Here is a 17,892-nt window from a genome sequence, read left to right on the forward strand (position 1 = left end):
TTATTTCACTTTGCCTTGCAATTTATATACATACGCAAGCACTTCGGCTACAGCCTGGAACAAATCCCCCGGGATCATATCCCCGATCTCGGCTCTCTGGAACAACGCCCGTGCCAGCGGTTTGTTTTCAATCGTCACAACGCCATGCTCCTTGGCGATCTCCTTAATTCGAAGGGCGACGAAATCCTGCCCCTTGGCGATGACCTGAGGAGCTTCCATTTGCGATCCGTCGTATTTTAATGCAACGGCAAAATGCGTCGGGTTGGTGATGATGACATCCGCCTTCGGCACCTCTTGCATCATGCGCTGGAGGGCCATCCGGCGCTGCCTTTCCCTGATTTTCCCCTTGATCAGCGGGTCGCCTTCCATTTTTTTATACTCGTCCTTGATGTCCTGCTTGGACATCTTCAAACTTTTCTCATGCTCGTATCGTTGATACATATAATCGAGCACCGCCAGGACGAACAGTGCCGCGGCGATTTTAAGCCCCAAACTCATCGTAATTTTCGCTGTGAAATGAAATGCTTCCTCCACCGGGACCTTACCGATCGCAGCGATACTGCTCCTGGCTCCCCAAATGGTGGAATAAACCAGATAGCCGATAATCACCAGCTTTAGAACCGATTTCAGAAACTCAACAAGCGCATGCATGGAAAAGATCTTTTTAAACCCCTGGATGGGGCTCAGCTTGCTGAATTTCATCTTGAGCGGTTCCCCGGTGAGCAAAAAGCCGACTTGCGCATAATTGGCGATGACGCCCATAACGACGACGACCAAAAAGACCGGGGCGAGCAGCAACAAAATTTGCATCCCGTAATCCCCGAGCATCACCATGACGTTCTCTTGCGTCACATCGGTCGTAAGTCTATGATAAAAAACATCGCTGAACAGAGCGACGAGCCGCTCCTTGATATAAGCGCCGAAGGCCATAAGGCACATAAATGTAGCCAGCAGAATGAGCGCACCGGAAACATCCTGACTCTTGGCCACCTGACCTTTTTTTCTCGCATCCTGACGTTTTTTGGGTGTCGCTTTCTCCGTCTTCTCTCCGGCAAACATCTGCAAATCGAGGCTGTACCGATAGATCATCAGCGACTCCCCTCCTTACGTCGGTCGATCTCCAAGCGTACCGAACAGATTATGTAGCGCCTTAAACATCACTTCAAACAGATTCTCGAAGGCAACGATAAATCCCGGAACCAACAGCAGCAGTACGACCAAACCCACAATGATTTTTACGGGAATCCCGATCACAAATACGTTGAACTGCGGAGCTGTCCGGGCCAGGAAACCGAGCGCAACGTCGGTTAAAAACAAGGCTACGACCAACGGCGCGGACATCTGGAAGGCCAGCATAAACGACTGGCTAAAGGTACGCACCAAAAACTCGGATACACTGCCGTGGTATAATCTCTGGAATGCTTCATTCGATAGCGGAATCCAGTTGTAGCTGCGGATCACCGCGTCCAGCAAATAATGATGTCCGTTAATCGTCAGAAACAGCAATGTGGCAATCAGATATTTAAAGTTGCCGATTACCGGGGCTGACGCGCCGGTCATCGGGTCAATCACGTTGGCGATGCCGAATCCGATCTGGATGTCGATAAACGACCCGGCCGTCTGAATGACGGAAAAGATCAGATAAGCAACATAGCCCATCAATAAACCGATCAAGACCTCGCGAAAAACGAGCAGAAGATATCCCAGATCATTGGGGATGGCCTGGTTCGTTCCCTGAATCGTCACGATCAGCAAAGAGATGATTCCCGCGATCCCCACTTTAAAGTTCATGGGTACGCCGCGCGATGAAAATATGGGTGCAACTACAAAAAAGGCTGTCATTCGACAAAAAATTAGCAAAAAGACGGAAATTCCGTGTAAAATGATCTCCATGTTCACCGAAGCCTAACCGATATAATTAGATAGATTGTTCAGAATACCATAGGTGAAATCGACCAGCGTCGTTAATATCCATGGTCCGAACATCAGCAGGGCCAACAGCACGGCGACAATTTTCGGAACGAACGCGAGCGTTTGCTCTTGAATCTGGGTCGTGGCTTGAAAGATACTGATAATTAAACCGACGACCAGACCGATCACCAACATCGGAGCGCTAACCTTTAAAACGGTATAAACGGCTTGTCCGGCCAAACCGATAATAAACTCCGAACTCATAACCGTTTTCCCCCTCTATGAAATAGTAAATCCATCATATGCGCATAGCCACAGCTTTCAACCCTAGTCTCGCTAAGGATTGAAGCTGACCAGCAGAGACTTCACAATCAGATACCATCCATCAACCAAGACGAACAACAAAATTTTGAACGGCAATGAGATCATAACCGGCGGAAGCATCATCATCCCCATCGCCATGAGCACACTTGAGACCACGATATCTATAATTAGAAAAGGTATAAATATCATGAACCCCATCTGGAATGCGGTCTTCAGCTCACTGATGGCGAACGCGGGAACCAGGACCGAAATCGGAATTTCCTCGTAGCTGCTCGGCTTCTCGGTTTTGGTATAACTCATAAATAATTGCAGATCCTTCGGCCGCGTGTGTGAATACATGAACTTTTTCATAGGAACAGCCGCTTTATTTAAAGCTTCCGTCTGGGTGATTTCCCCTTTAATGTAAGGCTGTAACGCTACCTCATTAATCGTTGACAGCGTTGGACTCATGACAAACAGCGTCAGGAACAGCGCCAGGCCGACCAGAACCTGATTGGGCGGCGAAGTCTGCGTTCCCAGCGAGCTGCGGACAAATCCGAGCACGATCACAATTCGCGTAAAGCTGGTCATCAGAACCAGAATCGCCGGCGCTACGCTTAACACCGTAATAAGCAATATGAGCGATAGCGAGCTGGTGCCGCCCTCTGTTCCCGTATTCCCCCCGATTTGTATCCCGATTTCGGGAATAGGATCGACGGGAGCCGCGGAGGCGATGGTTACTGTCAAAACGCTCCACAACGTAAAAAGTAATGTCGCAATTAGAACTTTGTTCTTCATGAATCCCTCAACCGATCTGTAGATTCTTCTTCCTGGTCCTTCAGCAGTTCCTCCATCTGACGTTTGCGGCTAGGCATTTTTTGCAACTGGGAATGAAACATTTCATGAAACGATGTCCCTTCGAGTTCCTCCGCTTCCTGCGGAGGCGCTTTGCGGAATCGGGAGACGAGGCCAGACAGAACCGAAGTCACTCCGGCAAACTCCGTCCCCTCCTCTTCAAAAGCCTGCTGCAAAGCCGCCAGTTCTTCCGGATCGGTAATCTTGTCAAGCAAGGTGATATCTTCACCCACGCCGACAAGATACACGCTGCTGCCGATTTCGATCACCTGGAGCGACTTGTTCGGACCGAGACCGACAGCTCCCATCGTACGGATCGAACGGCTTTGGGAGAATAACCGGTTTCTCTTCCCCAAAAAACGGATTAAGACTACGATCAAAACAATGATTATCGCCAGTACGACAATGACATTAATCAAATTCCCCCAAAGGTTGACATCCCTACTAAATCCCGGCGGAACGTCAGTTTGCGATAGAAACATCGGTTTCGCCTACAATCCGAGCGTTTTGTTGATCGCTTCGATAACCCGGTCGGATTGGAACGGCTTGACAATAAAGTCCTTCGCCCCCGCCTGAATGGCATCGATAACCATGGCCTGTTGCCCCATCGCGGAGCACATGATGACCTTCGCATTCGGTTCCAGCTTCTTGATCTCTTTCAACGCCGCGATGCCATCCATCTCCGGCATGGTAATGTCCATCGTAATCAAATCCGGACGCAATTCCTTGAATTTCTCCACCGCCTGCGCGCCGTCTTGTGCTTCACCGACAACCTCAAATCCGTTTTTCGTCAAAATATCCCGGATCATCATTCTCATAAATGCTGCGTCGTCTACGATAAGAATTCGGTTTGCCATTGATTTAAAATCCTCCCTAAACTTCTACTATTGTAAATTTTGTATGCGATCCCATTGGCTGACAATATCCGTAACGCGAACACCGAAGTTTTCGTCGATAACAACAACCTCGCCTTTGGCAATCAACTTGTTGTTGACCAGAATGTCCACCGGTTCGCCGGCAAGCTTGTCCAACTCGATAATCGAACCTTGGGACAATTCGAGGATATCTTTGATCTGCTTTTGGGTCCTTCCTAATTCTACGGTGACCTTAAGCGGAATGTCCATCAATAAGTTCAAATTATTAATGTCGGCTTGACCGTATGCCGGGTTGCCAAGGTTAGCGAATTGTACGGGCTGCACATTCACGTTCCTTCCGGGTACACCGCCAAAATGCTGCGGTTCGCCATAAGGCCGTTCTTGCGGCGGATAATAGTATCCTTGCTGCTGCATCGGCGGTTGTTGCATCGGCGGCTGTGCCATTGGCTGCTGTGCATGTGCGGGCGGCTGTTGGTAAGCCGGAGCCTCGTAAGCTGGTGCCGCGGCCGCCGGAGCTGCGGCTGCAACCTCTTGAGCGGACGGTTCGGAAGACGAGCCGTTAATGAGACTGTCGACCATTTCCTTCGCGAATTTGACGGTTAACAGCTGCATGATCGTCGAGTCGATCAAATCGCCGATCGTCAACCGGAACGAAATTTTGATCAAGGTTTCATCCGGCGGCAGACTGGCTACGCCGTCCCCGTTCGTCATGTTCAAAATATCGATCCCCGGTGGAGAAATATTTACAAACCGGTTAAAGATCGTCGACATGGAGGTCGCGGATGAGCCCATCATCTGGTTCATGGCTTCCTGAACCGCGCTGATATGAATTTCATTCAGTTCCTCATCAGCCGGGTTTCCTTCGCCGCCCAACATTAAGTCGGCAATGACCTGGGCATCTCTAGTTTTGATAACGAGAGAATTGACGCCTTCAAAACCGTCTACATATTGAACATGAATGGCAACATGCGGTTTCGGGAACTCCGTTTCAAACTGAGATCTCGTAATTATGGATACCTTGGGAGTTGTGATATCCACTTTTTTGCTAAGCAGGGTAGAGAGCGCCGTTGCCGCGCTCCCGAAGGTGATGTTTCCGATCTCGCCAAGAGCGTCCTGCTCCAGTGGCGACAAATAATCGGAGACCGTCGGTTCGGGTGCCGAGTCCGGGTTGGACTGCTTTAGCAAGGCATCGATCTCTTCCTGGGACAAATAATCTTTACTCGTCAAGTTCCTCAACTCCTTCGTTGACAATTTCATCAATTTGCACGGCAACTCGGTCTTTTAACGTACCGGGACTTCCGATATATTTCAATCGATCGCCAACCCTGATGGACAACCCGTCCTGCACCGATTTATTCAGGGAAATCACATCGCCTGCGGACAGTTCCAAAAATTCCTGAACGGTAATTTGGGACTCTCCGAGCTCTGCGATGATCGGAAGCTTGGCTCTATTCACACGATGGCGGAGCGCATCCACCTCTTCAGGCACCCGCGCTTTTTTCTGGGAGACGAACCAATGGTGCACCGACAGCTTCGGCATAATCGGCTCAATTACGACGTGAGGGATACAAAGGTTAATCATCCCCGACGTGTCCCCGATTTTCGTACTCAAAGAGATCAGCGCGATCGTTTCGTTCGGCGAAACGATTTGCATAAATTGAGGATTGGTCTCCAGACCTTCCATCCGCGGATTGATATCAATCACGGTTTTCCAAGCTTCCTGCAAGCTTTCGAACGCCCGGCTGAAAATTCGTTCCATGATAATCGTTTCGATTTCCGTTAAAGAACCGATTTTTGACGGTGCCGTTCCGATCCCCCCCAGCAATCTGTCCAACATGGCGAAAGCGATATTGGGGTGAACCTCCAGCACCATTCTGCCTTCCAGCGGCTCAGCCTCAAAAATGTTAAGGATCGTCATCTTCGGGATGGACCGGATGAATTCATCATACGGAAGCTGTTCAACCTGAACCACATTGATCTGGACAAACGTTCTAAGCTGTGCCGAGAAATAGGTGGTGAGAAAACGGGCAAAGTTTTCATGAATACGCGTCAAACTGCGGATATGATCCTTGGAAAAACGAACGGCTCTTTTGAAATCGTAAGCCCGGATTTTCCGCTGCGTCTCTTCCTTTTTCAATTCCTCGGCATCCATCTCGCCCGAAGAAAGCGCGGCAAGCAGGGCATCGATTTCATTTTGCGACAACACATCTACCAAACAACTCACCCCCTTGGAAAAGTAATCGAAAACCGATATTAGTCTAGATCGCCGTCATAATGAATTTGGTAATATCGATTTGAATCAATTTTCCTTCCGGCAGCGATTTGTTGATCAGGTTCAGCAGCTTCGAACTCATATTGTCCTTACCTCTGGCCCCGTTCAATTCTTCCGGCTTGGTGTCCGCCAGCGTTTTAATAATGATCGGCGTGATTTTGAAATCCTTGATTTTATCAAAGGCTTCCTTGGAAGCGGCGCTATCGAGCTGGAACGCAAAATCGAGGACAACGACATAATTCGGATCGGATAGATTCGTTTTGATATCATTGATGGTTGAAGTCACTTCAACCAGTTCATCCGCAGTCAAGTGTTTAGGAACGGTTACTTCGTCAACCGCGGCCTTCACTTCACCGCCCGAAGCCGGTCCCGTCATCTGATTGACGAGCAGAAAGGCGGCCATTACGATCAGGGTTATGGCCAGCAATATCGTAATCAGCCATGGTGCCATCTTTTTCATGACAATTCCTCCGTTTGTTGCACTTTAATAGTTGCTGCGTGGATACCGATCTCGCTGTAATACTCGTTGATCATCGCGATAATTTCGGACGCCTTCTCCAGCACGATAATACGCTTGCCGGTTACAAGGGTCACGTATGTATCGGGTGTTTCTTCTACGGTTTCGATCATAATGGCGTTAAGCCACATTTGCGCACCGTTGAGCTTGGTTACAGAAATCATGATAAACCTCCCAATTAGACCGGGGAAAGGAAAGTCCCCTTCCCCCGCTAACCTTCATCTTAACGCTTCAGGTTAACTACTTCCTGCAGCACTTCATCCGAAGTCGTGATAATCCGGGAGTTCGCCTGGAAACCGCGCTGCGCCACGATCATCTCGGTGAATTCGCCCGTCAGGTCGACGTTCGACATTTCCAACTGCCCAGGTACGAGCGCGCCAGTGCCGGTTTCCTGGCTGTTCGGAGCGGACATCACCAGTTCGCCATTTTGTGCATTCAAGGTCGTCCGATAGAGATTGCCCCCGATTTTCTCAAGACCTTCCGGGTTGGTTACCTTAGCTAACCCGATGGTTTGCCCTTCCTCGGTAGCCCCGGTGTTCAGTTTCTGCATGATAATACCGTTTGCTCCAATTGAAAAAGCAGTAACATCATCCTCAATAGCCTCCAACGGTTCACCGTCTGCGTTACAAACGAGCAGACCATCGGATGTCACCAAACGGCGGTTCGCATCCAGGTGGAAGTCACCGGCACGGGTTAGAAAAGGGACCTCCTGCTCGTCATTCAGTGTCACCATGAAGAAACCGTCGCCGTCGATCCGCAAATCAAGCGGATTGTTCGTCGTCTGGGCGCTGCCGCCGGTGTGCAGCGTGTCGATCGATCCGATGGAGACCCCAAGACCTATTTGTCTAGCGTTAATACCACCGGTTTCGTCGGTAGGTGCGGTTACCCCTGCAACGGTCTGGCTCATAATATCCTTAAACATAACGCGTCCCGATTTAAAACCAACGGTATTTACGTTGGCAATATTGTTGCCGATCACGTCGAGTTTCGTTTGAAACCCGCGCATGCCTGAAACACCCGAATACATGGATCTTAACATTTTGCAAAATTCCTCCCCTGGGACAAATGTAATTTCTAGGACCGCTTCAGTCGATCCGCGGCCCTTGTCGGCTTCCGAATCCGGGCCAGCCAATTGTTTGTCAAATGATAACTGCGCTGTCAATCTGGGTGAATACATTGTCCTTCATGCTGCTCCCATGCATCGCCGTAACAACCGTGCGATTATTCACGTTGACGATCAGGGCCGTATCTTTCATTAATATCAAAGTTTCCTTCGCGCCTTTGGCGGCCGCACTGTCGATCGCCGATTCGATGCGGCTCAGTTCCTCCGGCTTAAGCTCAATTCCGCGCTGCTCCAGCCTTTTCACGGCATGGTTGCTGAAATGCAGCAGCCGATCCTGGAGCATTTCCTCGAAACTTAAACCATTGGGTGAGCTCTCAGCCTGCTGATTTCTGGAGTAGGGGACCGTCCCCGGCTGAATCCGGCCGGTATACAGGTGCCCTATACGGATTGGGTCGCTCACTCCGCACCCGCTCCTTGTTCTGCCGGTGGAGGCGCATTGTTGCCCGTACCGCCGTCTCCTTCGGCAGGCTGCTCCGGTTCCGGTTCAGGTGCGTTCTCCACCTTTTCAACCTTGGTAAGCTCGATTTCTTTATCGCCAACTTTCACGTAATGAACACCGCCGCGAACGATAATCGAATCGACCAAACCGCTCTCTGTCGTTGCGATCACTTCCGGTTTCCCGGTCGCAATATCGTAGTTGCCGGTCTTCGTTTCTCCCGCCCAGCTTACCATTTTACCGATCAAGCCCGAACTGTTGCCGAGCGACGCGCTCATCGCCTTTAGCTGATCGGATATGTTGGTCAACTGTTCGACCGAACTGAACTGGGCCATCTGCGCAACCATGTCTTTGTTATCCATCGGAGACATCGGGTCTTGGTACTTCATCTGAGCCATCATCAGCTTCAGAAAGTCGTCCTTCCCCAGTTTGTTATCCAATTTACTGGCTCTTTCGACATTCTCGGTCGAATAATGCGGCCAGTTGACCTTCGGTGGTATAATTTCGGCCATGAAATCAGCCTCCTTTCTGCTAGGCTCTAGCCACAAAGGAACTTCCTAACGTTCCTTCTGTTTCTCTGACGCTCGAGATCCACTCGTTCCATTCCTCGTTCAGATCATGGATGCCCAGCAGTTCTTCCTCGGAAACCACTTCACGACGCTTTCCGTTTTGCTGTTGCCCCGTACCGCTTCCCGGTTGACGACCATCCTGGTACATATGGGAGGACAACGGCGTGTTTTGCGTCACTTCCAATTTGTTGACCTGGAGCCCTTGGGACTGCAATGCCGATCTGAGTTGAGCCATTTGGGATTCAAGCGATTCCTTGGCAAAAGCGTGCTCCGTCATAAACTGGGCGATCATTTGGCCGTTTTGCATCGTAATTTTGACGTCTACTTGTCCCAAATGCTCGGGAAAGAGCGAAATTTTCGCCTCGGATACGCCGCCCGCCTGAATAATCTCCAGCTTGCTCACCAAGAAGCGGGACATTTCTTCGCCGAACTTCTCGACCGGTACCGGAGGAGCCGGTGCCTTTAATGGAGCCGCCGCCGCATCGCGAAGGGCTAATTGCCCCGCCGTCACCACGTTGCCCGATTGAAACGGATGTTCGCCATCCGAGGTTTCTACGGCAGTAGAAGCCGTATCTTCACCTGCCAGCAACACTGTGGATGCCGATGCTTTGACCGAAGCGGTCTCGGCTTGAGAGACTACTTGCACTTTCGGAGCTTCAGCCACATTCTTGTCGGCGGCTGTCCCTGTCCGATCCGGATGAACGGACGAGTTCTCCTTCAAAATGCCTTTCAAATCAGCCAGAGTCGATGCGTACTTCCCGGACGGTGACTTATGTTCTCCGGTGATTCCTGCCGAGGAAAGAAGCGTCTGCAGCGATTCCAAAAGAGCTTTCGCCTGCAGCGAATTCAGCTCGGCGTTTGCCGAAGGTTTTGAACCTGAAGCCGCCACCAGTTGGACCAACGTATCCTGAACCGCGAATCGGACTGTTTCGGCATGCTCGGCCAGCGCCGGAATCCCCGAATCGCTTGGAGCCCCGTCGGAACCGTCGGCTTGCTGCACGTTTTGCAGATAGAGATGCGCATTTTGCAGCCAGCCTTGCAGCATCGCGAGGAGTTCCGGATTCTCCGCCAGCGCGTCATCCAACGATTCCAACTGCTCAAGCAGGTTTTCCAGCAGTGCGTTCAAACTTTCGTTCTCGCCTTCTGCCGCCAACCCGTTCGACGTGTCCGTCAAGCCTGCCAAAATCGCCAACTGTGCGGTCAACTGTCCTTCTTGCGAGCCGGCCTCCCCGGCGAGCATCGATACCAGCGTTTGACCGAAGGTAGCTCCTGTGCCTTCCGCGCCCGCCACTTTACCGGCGCTTCCGAACCACAATGATTTTGCGGGAGCTGAAGTTCCTACATTAGATAATGGTTGACTCATTTTCTTTTCACCTCCTTTCCCTAGAGGTCGTCCAAAAAGTCATCCCCTGCTGCTCACTTGCCGACCAGTTGGTTTACGATCTTCACCGACAGCTTCTCATCCGCTTTGGTCATGGCGTCCAAAATTTTGGATCGCGTTGTGTCATCGATCGATTTCAAGATTTTCAAAGCCTTTTCCGGACTGATTTTATAGGTCTGGACAATCAGCTTGGAAGCTGAATCCGCCGACATCGTTCGGAACGTTTGACTGAGCTGCGCATCATCCAACGCGGCCCCGGAGGCTTTGGCAGGCGCCTCTTCGGTGGCTTCCTTTTTCAGCCGGGATTGCAGCGCCGCAATCGCCAGGTCTTCCGCCGGCTTAACGTCTTTCAGCCGGATGGAAATATTCGCCGCTTTCTCGGGATCCATTTTTTCCAAGATAGCCACTTTGCTCTCGTTGCTCATGACGCTGAACATCTGAAGTGTTTCATCGGTGGTCAACTTGTCAAAAATCGCCGCCGCCTTGCTTGGACTCATCGCCGAATAGATCGATGCCAGTTTTTTGACTTCCTTTAAATAAGCGGCTTCTTCTTCGGCCTTTTTCTGCTCTTCCTCCGCATTTTGCGCGGTATCCAGCTGTTCCTGGAGCTCCTTCGTTTTCGTTTCTTGCTCAGCGGCAAGCTGGTTGGCTTGCTTCAACTCATCTTCCTGCTTGGCCACCTGCTCTTTCAATTCTTTAACGGTAGCCTCGGTGCTTTCCTGCTGCTTTTTCTCATCCTTTTCCGCATCCTTGGCAACTTCTTCCGTTTGATCCGGGATCCAGTTTTTGACGATCGGGATTTTCTCACCGATATCCAGCAAGGATTGTTTGATATTTACATTGAATAAGGTCAACAACACGCCAAGCAGTACGACCGTGAACAAGATCGGGGTCATAAAGAACAAAAATCTTGATAACCCTCCGCCTGACTCCTCCAGTTCCTCATCCAGTTCAGTCTGTGACATTTCTTCTCCTCCTTCGCAAACCCATTGTAGGCCCCGACTCCTTTAACGGGCTCTCATGGCGAACCGGACCGTTGCCATTTCATCCAATTCGTTTTGTTCCCGAAGAAGCAATTCTTGCTGAAACTTTTCCTTCGCTTTGTCCCTGGCTTTCAGCCACACTTTTTCATCCAACATCTTCGTGCTTAATATCGACTTTTTCTGGTCCACATTGACTTCCGCCCGCTGCACATCTCCGATTTTTCGCGTGATGCAGTTTTCGAGATAGTCCATATACCGTTGAAGTTCTTGCAGCTTGATCATCGAAGCCTTGTTTTCCATCTCATTTTGAATGGCGGTATGGATTCGTGACCGCTCCTCCACCAACTGTTCCAGGGAGCACTGCTCCGCCTGTAGAATTCCTACGGCCGCCGACAGCATCCATTCAGCCTGAGTCTTCTCATTGGACTTCAAGTCCACGACCTTCTGATATACGTAACGGAATCTCATCCTTTACTATTCAGCTCCTTGCAAATTCGGAAATAAGTTGTTCCTGCGCTTCGGGCAGCGTCACTTTCTCATTAACCTTCTGTTTCGCGAAAGCCCAAATCCGCTGGATGTAACCGATCGCTTCATCGATTTCCCCATTGGAGCCCTGTTGGTATGCCCCGATATTGATGAGATCCTCGGAATCCTTGTACACGGCCAGAAGCCGTTTTAGATTCTCGGCGGCATCGTTTTGTTCATCGGTCACAATGTCCTTCATGACCCGGCTGATACTGGCCAAAATATCAATGGCGGGAAAATGCCCCTTATTGGCGATATTCCGATTCAGTACAATGTGTCCGTCCAGAATGCCGCGCACGGCATCCGCGATAGGCTCATTCATGTCATCCCCGTCTACCAGCACGGTATAAAACGCGGTGATCGAACCCGTTGGTCCCGTGCCGGCCCGCTCCATCAGCTTGGGCAGGGCGGCGAACACGGACGGGGTGTAACCCCGCATCGCCGGCGGTTCGCCGACCGCAAGCCCCACTTCCCGCAGCGCCATGGCGTAACGGGTGACGGAGTCCATCATCAGCATGACGTTCAACCCGCGATCCCGGAAATATTCCGCGATCGTCGTGGCGATGAGCGCCCCTTTCATCCGAATCAGGGCCGGCTGGTCGGAAGTCGCCACGATCACCACGGATCGCTCCAATCCTTCCGGTCCCAGATCGCGTTCGATAAAATCCAGGACCTCGCGGCCCCGTTCGCCGATCAGCGCGATGACATTGACATCGGCCGAGGTGTTGCGGGCGATCATTCCCATCAAGGTACTTTTGCCGACCCCGGAGCCGGCAAAAATCCCGACCCGCTGGCCTTTCCCGATGGTCAGCAAACCGTCGATCGCCCTGACGCCGATGCTGATCGGCTCAATCACACGCGGCCGGTTGAGCGGGTTCATCGGTTTGTTATACGTCGAGTAGTGGCCCATCCGCGAGGGAAGAACGGAGCCGTCAAGCGGCTGTCCCAAGCCGTCGAGCACTTTGCCGAGCAGCTCCGAACCGACCTGCACAGTCAGGGGTTTCCCGGTACCGACCACATCGCAGCCCGGTCCGATCGACGTCAGTTCGCCGAGCGGCATGAGGAGCACCTTGTTGTCCCTGAAGCCGACAACCTCCGCTTGCAGCGGCTGCGACGACTTGCTCGGGTAGATGTAGCAGACATCCCCGATGCTCGCATCCGGACCTTCCGACTCTACCATCAAACCGATAACCTGGGTGACCTTGCCATTGATCCGAACCGGGTCCAGCTGGCGAAGATGGTCGATATATCGAGCCGGATTAATGATCGTCATTCGTCATTCCCCGTTCCTCGGTCTGCCGCGAAATCCGCAGCAGCTCCTTCTTGATTTCGGCAAGCTGGGTATCGATTCTGGCATCCACACTTCCGAAGGAAGAACGGATGACGCATCCCCGGTCCTGAACCGATGGATCGGGAAGAATCTGCAGCTCGGCCTGCGAATCGATCACCAGGCTAAGCTCTTCCCGCGCCGCTTGCACAAAAGCAAACTGTGAGGGCGATACGCAAAGCGTCAGTACGCCCTGCTCCCGTTTTCGCGACAAGCTCTTCTTGATCAGTTCCACCGAGTAGTCCGGCTCCACTTCAAGCTGTCTGTCGATAATCTTCTCGGCGATCGCACAGCTCAGTTCCACCAAAAACGGCTCGGCCTCTTGGATAATCCGCTCTTTCTCAACATAAGCTTGCTGCAGAACAGCGCCGGCCTCACTCATCATTTCATCGATTCTGAGCTTAAGGGCTTCCTCGGCCTGAACACGGCCTTCTTCAAAGCCTTCATTGAATGCTTCCGATTTTACGGCCTCGATCAGATGTTCGTCCTGTTCCCGCCGTTCTTTCCACCAGTCTTCAATCTGTTGCCTGGCTCCGGCCAAAATCTGCTCAGCCTGCTCGGAAGCGGCTTTCACCTGGCTTTCCGCAAATTCTTTAGCGTCGGCCAGCATCTGTCTTCTGGCTTCTTCCGCCGCGGCATCCTGTGCCGAAATCACTTCCTCCTGCACAGTAGCCATATCATCGTCTGATCGCTGTTCCTCGGATGCCTCATACGTTTTGGCCAAATTCAGCTGTTTCAAAATGTCCACCGGAACGTATTGGGATACTTTGATCAAATTAGACAATGATGTCATCTCCTCCGCCGCGGGCAATTATAATCTCTCCGGCATCTTCCAACCTGCGGATCGTTGCTACGATGCGGGTTTGAGCTTCTTCCACGTCACGAAGCCGCACGGGCCCCATAAATTCCATTTCTTCCTTGAACGTATCGGACATCCGTTTCGACATGTTGCGGAATACCGCCTCACGAACTTCTTCGCTCGCCACTTTAAGCGCAAGCTGCAAATCCGCGTTTTCGATGTCGCGGATAATCCGTTGAATCGAACGGTTGTCGATGTTGACGATGTCCTCGAAGACGAACATCCGCTTTTTGATTTCTTCCGCGAGCTCCGGATCCTGAATTTCCAGCGAGTCGAGAATCGTACGTTCCGTACCGCGGTCGACGCCGTTCAAAATTTGAACGATCGCTTCGATGCCGCCGGCGCTGGTGTAATCCTGGGTCACGGTAGCGGACAGTTTTTGCTCCAGCACGCGCTCCACTTGCGAAATAACCTCCGGAGACGTGCTGTCCATGACAGCGATTCTCCGGGCCACTTCGGCCTGCTTCTCCTGAGGGAGGGAAGACAGAATGACCGCAGCCTGTTCAAATTGCAGGTATGACAAGACGAGAGCGATCGTTTGTGCATTCTCGTTCTGAATGAAGTTCAAAATTTGATTCGGATCCGCTTTGCGGGCGAAATCAAACGGTCTGACCTGCAGAGTGGCCGTCAGGCGGTTGATGATATCGATCGCTTTCGACTGGCCGAGCGCCTTCTCCAAAATTTCTTTGGCGTAAGTAATGCCGCCTTGGGAAATATATTCCTGAGCGAGACAGATTTGGTGAAATTCCGCCATAATCATCTCTTTTTCGGCACTGTCCACTTTCCGGACATTGGCAATTTCCAGGGTCAATTGTTCAATTTCGTCCTCACGCAAATGCTTGAAGATTTGGGCGGATACTTCCGGCCCGAGTGTAATCAGCAGAATCGCCGCTTTCTGTCTGCCGCTTAAAACTTGGCTTGTTGTTGATTTTGACAATGCGTTCACCTCTATTCGTCAGCCAGCCAGGTGCGAAGCAAGTTGACGAATTCGTCCGGCTTCTTCTTGGCCAGCGTCTCAAGCTGTTTGCGCACTTGGTTTTCGTTTGTGACAGATTCCAAGTTAATGGAAGGAAATTCCGGCGTAAGCGGCAGCGGGATTTCTTCTTCCACCTCTTCAGCTTTGCCTTTTCTGCGAATCAAGAGGAATACGACCCCCGCGATAGCGAGCAACGCTGCGGCTCCAATTCCCCATACGATCGGGCTCGAAAGACTCAAACCGGAACGTTCTGTCCCAGAATTATGAAAAGGTTGGGAGTAAACTGAAACTTTTCTCTCCAAATCTGCGTCTGTATAAGTAGTACCAGAATCAGCCAAATAGGAACCGACAATATTGGTCAAGATATTCTTAATATCCGTTTGAGTCTGCTGATCCAAATTTTCTTGACCGTCGGGTGGTTCAACTGCAACATTAATGGTTAAATCTTTTATAACGTAGGGACTGGCTACAATATCCTTGGTAATTCGGTTCACTTCGTAGTTGATCGTGGACGAAGATTCTTCCGAAGAGGAGCCCCCGCTTCCTGCTTCGGTACCCGGGTAGTTCGATACGTCCGTTTCACCGGTCCCCGCTACTCCGCTGTCAGGGCTTCCCTGTCCGGTGTAGCTCTTTTGAATTTTTTGAGCACTGATTTCGATACCTTTTATATTTTCGGTATCTACAGGCGTCACCAAGTTTTCCTTTTGGCTGACCTGGTCAAAATTGAGCTTGGAAGTCACCAGCACTTCCACTTTGTCTTGACCCATCAATCTGGACAAGAACTGTTTAACGCTTTGTTTTACGTCGCTCTCGAATTTTTTCTGAAGAGCCATATTTTCCTGGACCGCCGTCGTCAGCGATCCGATTTGGCCGCCTTGCCCCGTAGGAAGAAGCACGGTGTCGTCGCTCGAAGACAAGGAGATGTTTTCGACCGGCAGGTTAGGCACGGATGTTTTAACGAGGTTAAAATATCCGTCGACCGCTTCTTGCGTCGGGCGGTAGCCCGGCTTAAACGTCAGTACCACGGAGGCGGAAGCTTTCTCCTGTTCCTCTGGACTGGCAAATACATTTTCGGCCGGAAGATTGATCAACACCTTGGCGTCGTTTACGCCTTGCATCCGTTTCAAGAGTTGCTCGATCTCGCCGTTCAATGCGCTCTTATACTTGACGCCGAATTCGTTGTCCGTCATCCCGATTAGGGAAGAACTCTCATTAAAGGATTCCCAGCCGATGGAGCCATTCTGGATGATCCCCTGGGACCCTACATCGACTTTGACGCGGGAAGCGTCTTTGCTGGGAACCGAGATACTGGTGCCATCCGGCCCGAGTTTGTAGGGAATTTTTCCCGACTCCAGGTGCTTGATAATCCCTGCTGCATCCGTGGAGTCCAGTCCGGTGAAGGCTACTTCGTATTCCGTTTTAGAAAACTGGATCGTTAATAGGACAATCGCCAACAATACAATGGCTACAGTGGAAATTAGCAAAATTTTCTGTTTTTTGCTGAAATGGTTCCAGTATCCCGTTAATTTATCCCGATACTGGGCAATTCTCTCATTCACAACGTCACCTCATCCGAAGCATGCTTTTTTTATTAAATTTGCGTACGCATAATTTCTTGATAAGCTTCTATCACTTTATTTCTAACTTGCGTAGTCAACTGCAAACTTAACATCGCTTGCTCTGAGGTGATCATCACCTGGTCCGCGCTTACTTCACCAAGCAGAAATTTGTTATTCATGGACTGTACATTTTTTTCCTGGGCGTCTACCCCGTTTAGGGCTTCCGTAAGAAAGGCGCCGAACTCTTTCAGGGATTCCGCGGGCGTGGGAGAAACCGGCTTACTGGGCTGATCTATGGCGTCCACGGCCTTTAAGGCATTAAAATTCATAGCCTGTATCAAAACTCAACACTCCTATCTTTCTGAAAGATTCTATTTACCGATTTGAAGTGCTTTCGTCATCATAGCTTTAGAAGCGTTCAAAGCCGTGACGTTAGCCTCATAAGACCTAGAAGCGGAAATGACGTCCACCATTTCTTTCAAAATGTCTACATTAGGCATATAGACATAACCTTCGCTGTCGGCATCTGGATGTGTGGGGTTGTATACCGGTTTAAACGGGGCCGAATCTTCCTTGATTCGGGTAACCTTTACACCTTGGCTCGGCTGACTGTTTCCGAGTGCGGAACCCAGGGCTTGACCAAAGTCGGTCTTCATAGGGGACAGCACCACCATCTTGCGGCGGTAGGGAACGGCTTTGCCACCCACAACCTGAGCTCGGGTCGTTTCGGCATTGGCGATATTTGAGGATATGACATCCATCCGGAGCCGTTGAGCCGTCAATGCGGAAGCACTAATGTTAAAAGCGTTGCTGATCTTCAAAATGCGTTATCTCCCTTCCAAAGCGGTTCGCTTCATTTTGATTTGGTAATTGACTTGTTCTATGTAAGAATTGTAGCGGAGTTGATTTTCAGCCAACTGAGTCATTTCGCTATCAATATCCACATTATTTTGGTTATTGGTCATCATCGTTGACTGATCAGTATAAACTTCAGGTCCGGCCAAACGGGCCGATAGACCTATTGCAAAATGTTTCGAATGAGTTCTTCGCCCCTCCAAGGCCCTCGTCGCTCCGCTCATTTCCTGCTGCAAAAGACTTTCAAAGGATACGCCCGATCGTTTGAAGTAAGGGGTATCCACGTTTGCAATATTATTGACAAGAACTCCTTGCCTAAGATTGGCCGCCTGCAAAGCAGTTTCCAAGCGTTGGAACCCGATACCATTCAATAACTGCATCTAATTTCCCCCCTTGTAAATACATTAATAAACCAAGTTTTAAATATTCAACGGCCTTTCCAACATTCCTCTTTTTTTCGACAAAAAACTAGTTTTTTACGTCTTTCAAATGTCCTAATGTAGAAAAAAATAGGAGAATGTCATATATCCTAAGTTTCAGGGAGAATCGACATTATTACAATAAGA

23 protein-coding genes are annotated in these 17,892 nt (G+C 50.6%); all 23 read right to left on the reverse strand.

Annotated elements, in window-relative coordinates:
* Window positions 1–1,089 carry a flagellar biosynthesis protein FlhB gene (gene flhB, locus V4U88_RS09190; RefSeq protein WP_334072971.1) on the reverse strand — a complete coding sequence of 363 codons (1,089 nt, stop codon included), beginning with the start codon at window positions 1,087–1,089 and terminating at the stop codon, window positions 1–3.
* Window positions 1,090–1,104: 15 nt separating this feature from the next.
* Window positions 1,105–1,893, reverse strand: coding sequence for a flagellar biosynthetic protein FliR (gene fliR, locus V4U88_RS09195; protein ID WP_334072972.1), 789 nt, complete (start codon window positions 1,891–1,893; stop codon window positions 1,105–1,107).
* A gap of 12 nt (window positions 1,894–1,905) precedes the next feature.
* Window positions 1,906–2,175 (reverse strand): flagellar biosynthesis protein FliQ, encoded by a 270-nt coding sequence (gene fliQ, locus V4U88_RS09200; protein ID WP_148449828.1) that lies wholly within the window; start codon window positions 2,173–2,175, stop codon window positions 1,906–1,908.
* Between the two features lie 72 nt (window positions 2,176–2,247).
* The gene (fliP, locus tag V4U88_RS09205; protein ID WP_334072973.1) at window positions 2,248–3,012 is read right to left on the reverse strand and encodes a flagellar type III secretion system pore protein FliP; all 765 of its coding nucleotides are present in this window, start codon (window positions 3,010–3,012) and stop codon (window positions 2,248–2,250) included.
* Window positions 3,009–3,551, reverse strand: a complete 543-nt coding sequence (locus tag V4U88_RS09210) for a flagellar biosynthetic protein FliO (protein WP_334072974.1) — start codon at window positions 3,549–3,551, stop codon at window positions 3,009–3,011. Before V4U88_RS09210 ends, fliP begins: the two co-directional genes overlap by 4 nt.
* Window positions 3,552–3,560: 9 nt before the next feature.
* Window positions 3,561–3,926 (reverse strand): response regulator, encoded by a 366-nt coding sequence (locus V4U88_RS09215; protein WP_148449831.1) that lies wholly within the window; start codon window positions 3,924–3,926, stop codon window positions 3,561–3,563.
* A 27-nt stretch (window positions 3,927–3,953) separates the two neighbouring features.
* On the reverse strand, window positions 3,954–5,171 hold the full coding sequence (fliY, locus tag V4U88_RS09220) for a flagellar motor switch phosphatase FliY (protein ID WP_334072975.1): 1,218 nt from the start codon (window positions 5,169–5,171) through the stop codon (window positions 3,954–3,956).
* Window positions 5,161–6,159: a flagellar motor switch protein FliM gene (gene fliM, locus V4U88_RS09225; RefSeq protein ID WP_334072976.1), complete on the reverse strand. Its 999-nt coding sequence runs from the start codon at window positions 6,157–6,159 to the stop codon at window positions 5,161–5,163. Before fliM ends, fliY begins: the two co-directional genes overlap by 11 nt.
* 43 nt (window positions 6,160–6,202) lie before the next feature.
* Window positions 6,203–6,676: a flagellar basal body-associated FliL family protein gene (locus V4U88_RS09230; RefSeq protein WP_334072977.1), complete on the reverse strand. Its 474-nt coding sequence runs from the start codon at window positions 6,674–6,676 to the stop codon at window positions 6,203–6,205.
* Complete coding sequence (locus tag V4U88_RS09235; protein ID WP_334072978.1) at window positions 6,673–6,897, reverse strand: flagellar FlbD family protein; 225 nt, start codon at window positions 6,895–6,897, stop codon at window positions 6,673–6,675. The genes V4U88_RS09230 and V4U88_RS09235 overlap by 4 nt, the downstream gene beginning before the upstream one ends.
* Before the next feature lie 59 nt (window positions 6,898–6,956).
* Window positions 6,957–7,772, reverse strand: coding sequence for a flagellar basal body rod protein FlgG (gene flgG / locus V4U88_RS09240; RefSeq protein WP_334072979.1), 816 nt, complete (start codon window positions 7,770–7,772; stop codon window positions 6,957–6,959).
* Between the two features lie 100 nt (window positions 7,773–7,872).
* Entirely contained in the window at window positions 7,873–8,256 is a 384-nt protein-coding gene (locus V4U88_RS09245; RefSeq protein WP_334072980.1) for a TIGR02530 family flagellar biosynthesis protein, read from the reverse strand.
* The gene (locus V4U88_RS09250; protein WP_334072981.1) at window positions 8,253–8,804 is read right to left on the reverse strand and encodes a flagellar hook assembly protein FlgD; all 552 of its coding nucleotides are present in this window, start codon (window positions 8,802–8,804) and stop codon (window positions 8,253–8,255) included. Before V4U88_RS09250 ends, V4U88_RS09245 begins: the two co-directional genes overlap by 4 nt.
* 19 nt (window positions 8,805–8,823) lie before the next feature.
* A complete protein-coding gene (locus V4U88_RS09255) occupies window positions 8,824–10,224 on the reverse strand; it encodes a flagellar hook-length control protein FliK (protein WP_334072982.1) in 1,401 nt (466 codons plus the stop codon).
* Window positions 10,225–10,277: 53 nt separating this feature from the next.
* Window positions 10,278–11,207, reverse strand: coding sequence for a MotE family protein (locus V4U88_RS09260; RefSeq protein WP_334072983.1), 930 nt, complete (start codon window positions 11,205–11,207; stop codon window positions 10,278–10,280).
* A 42-nt stretch (window positions 11,208–11,249) separates the two neighbouring features.
* Complete coding sequence (fliJ, locus tag V4U88_RS09265; protein ID WP_334072984.1) at window positions 11,250–11,693, reverse strand: flagellar export protein FliJ; 444 nt, start codon at window positions 11,691–11,693, stop codon at window positions 11,250–11,252.
* A gap of 10 nt (window positions 11,694–11,703) precedes the next feature.
* A complete protein-coding gene (gene fliI / locus V4U88_RS09270) occupies window positions 11,704–13,023 on the reverse strand; it encodes a flagellar protein export ATPase FliI (protein ID WP_334072985.1) in 1,320 nt (439 codons plus the stop codon).
* The gene (locus tag V4U88_RS09275; RefSeq protein ID WP_334072986.1) at window positions 13,010–13,861 is read right to left on the reverse strand and encodes a FliH/SctL family protein; all 852 of its coding nucleotides are present in this window, start codon (window positions 13,859–13,861) and stop codon (window positions 13,010–13,012) included. The genes fliI and V4U88_RS09275 overlap by 14 nt, the downstream gene beginning before the upstream one ends.
* Complete coding sequence (fliG, locus tag V4U88_RS09280) at window positions 13,854–14,873, reverse strand: flagellar motor switch protein FliG (protein ID WP_148449852.1); 1,020 nt, start codon at window positions 14,871–14,873, stop codon at window positions 13,854–13,856. Before fliG ends, V4U88_RS09275 begins: the two co-directional genes overlap by 8 nt.
* A gap of 11 nt (window positions 14,874–14,884) precedes the next feature.
* Window positions 14,885–16,471, reverse strand: a complete 1,587-nt coding sequence (gene fliF / locus V4U88_RS09285; RefSeq protein ID WP_334072987.1) for a flagellar basal-body MS-ring/collar protein FliF — start codon at window positions 16,469–16,471, stop codon at window positions 14,885–14,887.
* A gap of 32 nt (window positions 16,472–16,503) precedes the next feature.
* Window positions 16,504–16,812, reverse strand: a complete 309-nt coding sequence (fliE, locus tag V4U88_RS09290; protein WP_416367196.1) for a flagellar hook-basal body complex protein FliE — start codon at window positions 16,810–16,812, stop codon at window positions 16,504–16,506.
* 30 nt (window positions 16,813–16,842) lie between these two features.
* Complete coding sequence (flgC, locus tag V4U88_RS09295; RefSeq protein ID WP_334072988.1) at window positions 16,843–17,292, reverse strand: flagellar basal body rod protein FlgC; 450 nt, start codon at window positions 17,290–17,292, stop codon at window positions 16,843–16,845.
* Between the two features lie 6 nt (window positions 17,293–17,298).
* Complete coding sequence (gene flgB / locus V4U88_RS09300; protein ID WP_334072989.1) at window positions 17,299–17,706, reverse strand: flagellar basal body rod protein FlgB; 408 nt, start codon at window positions 17,704–17,706, stop codon at window positions 17,299–17,301.
* Window positions 17,707–17,892: the final 186 nt, after the last annotated feature.

The sequence above is a fragment of the Paenibacillus sp. A14 genome, assembly GCF_036864815.1.
In the GTDB taxonomy this organism is placed as follows: Bacteria; Bacillota; Bacilli; order Paenibacillales; family Paenibacillaceae; genus Fontibacillus; species Fontibacillus sanfengchensis.